General features: G+C 42.4%; 3 protein-coding genes. All 3 read left to right on the forward strand.

The genetic code is table 11. The features are described 5' to 3' along the window. Positions 1 to 365 (forward strand): DUF3870 domain-containing protein (locus ACFVSH_RS25400; RefSeq protein WP_387708526.1); only part of this gene is annotated, 365 nt, incomplete at its 5' end. A 173-nt stretch (positions 366 to 538) separates the two neighbouring features. Then, on the forward strand, positions 539 to 1,699 hold the full coding sequence (locus ACFVSH_RS25405; RefSeq protein WP_387708528.1) for a DUF819 family protein: 1,161 nt from the start codon (positions 539 to 541) through the stop codon (positions 1,697 to 1,699). Positions 1,700 to 1,713: 14 nt separating this feature from the next. Next, positions 1,714 to 2,506, forward strand: a 793-nt coding sequence (locus ACFVSH_RS25410) for a dipeptide epimerase (protein ID WP_387708530.1), incomplete at its 3' end; no start/stop codon positions are given.

Consider the following 2,506-nt stretch of genomic DNA (forward strand, 5'->3'; position numbering starts at 1 on the left):
GATTTATACCTGTTATGATGTCTGTAATGGCAGGAGGCATTATAAGTATGTTTCAGCAGAACACAGTATATATAGTTGGCGAATCGAAGGCGGCATCCAATAATCCAATTACACAGCAATTCAACTGCTTTTTTATCGGTTTCGTCATTGATAGTGATACGCATGATATCGTGGATGCGGAATGCTCGACTACAATATCGATTACATCACGCTTCATTCAATCCATGTTAGTGGGTAAATCAATCCTTCGGCCCGATGAATTGGAGAAGGAAATTGAGAAACGGTACTTTGGTTCATCTCAGAAAGCACTGACCGTCGCTCTAAGAAATGCGAGCATTAAATATCAGCAACTTTATAAGTCATAGCTGCTTCTTTTGTCAGTCGCAATTGAAATCCAGCTGTTAAAGAGTGTGTACGCGCTCTTTGGCAGCTGGATTTTTTTATGTAGGTCTATGCAAGACTTCATTGGCGGGTTTGAATAAAATTGAAATTTAATTTTATTATCATGAAACTCCCTAAATATAAGGAGGTATGGAATATGATTCAAGATGGTGTGATGTTTGTCTGTTTTTTATTGGCATTTACTGCCGTGATTGCGGTAGCGGAAAAAAAGATAGGAGGAAAGTTCTTCAAGTATGTTCCTGGTATTGTCCTTATTTATATTGGAGCGGCAATGATGAAAACATTCGGGGTCTTTTCAGATAGTGAGTCAGTCGAAAGTGCATATGGCACCATACGAGGACTCCTGCTACCCGCCATGTTAATGCTCATGCTTTTGCAATGCGATATGCGAAAAATAATCAGACTTGGACCAAAGATGCTTTTAACTTTTTTTGCCGCTTCCTTCAGCATCATCGGGGGGTTCACTCTTACTTACGTTTTAATGAATGGTTTTTATGCTGAAGGAACATGGAAGGCGTTCTCGGCCTTGAGCGCAAGCTGGACAGGGGGATCTGCCAATATGGTGATCTTGCAAGGAATACTCGATGTACCTGAAAATATATTTGGCTATGCGTTGATCATGGATACAGTCAATTATTCCATTTGGGTCATGTTCTTGTTTTGGCTGGTGCCTCTTGCTGGAAAATTCAATATTTGGACTAAAGCGGATACATCTTTCATTGATCAAATGACTTCCGACCTTGAAGCGGGGGAAACCGCCAAGACGGAATTTGGATTCGTGGAATTGATCGGTTTCTTGGCGCTGGCTTTAATTGTATCAGCAGGGGCAACCAAAATTGGGGAGAGACTGCCAGTACTGGGTGCCGCTGTGAATGGAACCACTTGGACGATCATCATCGCTTCGACCGTAGGTTTAATTCTGGCTGTCACAAAAGTTGGACGTATTGCCGGTTCCATGGAAATTTCAAAAGTCATGCTTTATATAGTCATTGGTTTAATAGCTTCCCATGCCGATTTTTCACAGCTGTTTCAAGCACCTGTGTATATTTTGTCCGGATTTATGATTCTATTCTTTCATGGATTGATCATGGTCATTTTGGCCAAAATCTTTAAGTTGGATCTATTTACAATGGGAGTTGCCTCATTGGCCAATATAGGGGGTGTGGCATCAGCTCCTATATTGGCAGGTGCATTCAACCGGACGCTAATACCGGTCGGGATATTGATGGCTGTACTTGGCAGTCTTCTGGGCACCTATTTTGGAATTCTTACATCATATATACTCTCAAGCTTTTAGGAAGGGTTGTTAATATGAAGATTGAAAGTTTAAAAGTATCAGTGGAAACCTTGCCACTTGTCAAGCCATTCAAAACGGCATTACGCACAGCAATGGAAATTGAAAACATCATGGTTTCCGTAATGTTGGAGGATGGGACAGAAGGTTTGGGGGCCGCAGCCCCTACGGTCGCCATTACAGGTGATTCTACAAAAGGAATCATGACGGTCATTGAAGAAGTAATCACACCACATTTAATTGGCCGCGACATCGAGAATATCAATGCATTGTCTCAGCAGATCCAACAAACCTGCGTAGGTAACACCAGTGCAAAAGCTGCTGTTGAAATCGCTTTGTATGACGCAGTCAGCAAACGATGGCAGCTCCCTTTATATCAATATCTTGGCGGTAAATCGAATGTCCTGAAAAATGATATGACAATCAGCGTTGATGAACCCGAAGAAATGGCTAAGGCGGCATTGTCCCTCATCGATGGCGGATTCTCAACGATGAAGATAAAATTGGGGAAAGACTGGAAGAGTGACGTGAAGCGGGTTGCCTGCATTCGTGCTGCTGTTGGCGACCAGGTTACTATCAGGATTGACGCAAATCAAGGGTGGACTACAAAACAAGCGATTTCCATTATTCATGAACTCGAGGAAAGAAAGCTGAATGTTGATTTGGTGGAACAGCCCGTTCAAGCCCATGATATCCAAGGGTTGAAAGAAATAAAGAGGTCTGTCCAAGTGCCGATCATGGCCGATGAAAGTTTGTTTTCCCCTCGTGATGCAATGAGACTCCTGAATGAACATGCTGTTGATTTACTTA

This window comes from Peribacillus sp. NPDC058002, assembly GCF_042886655.1.
GTDB classification, from domain to species: domain Bacteria; phylum Bacillota; class Bacilli; order Bacillales; family DSM-1321; genus Peribacillus; species Peribacillus aracenensis.

Bases quoted from the DNA above. Each gene is read 5' to 3' on its own strand.
- ACFVSH_RS25405 (WP_387708528.1), top strand. From the start codon at position 539: ATGATTCAAGATGGTGTGATGTTTGTCTGTTTTTTATTGGCATTTACT.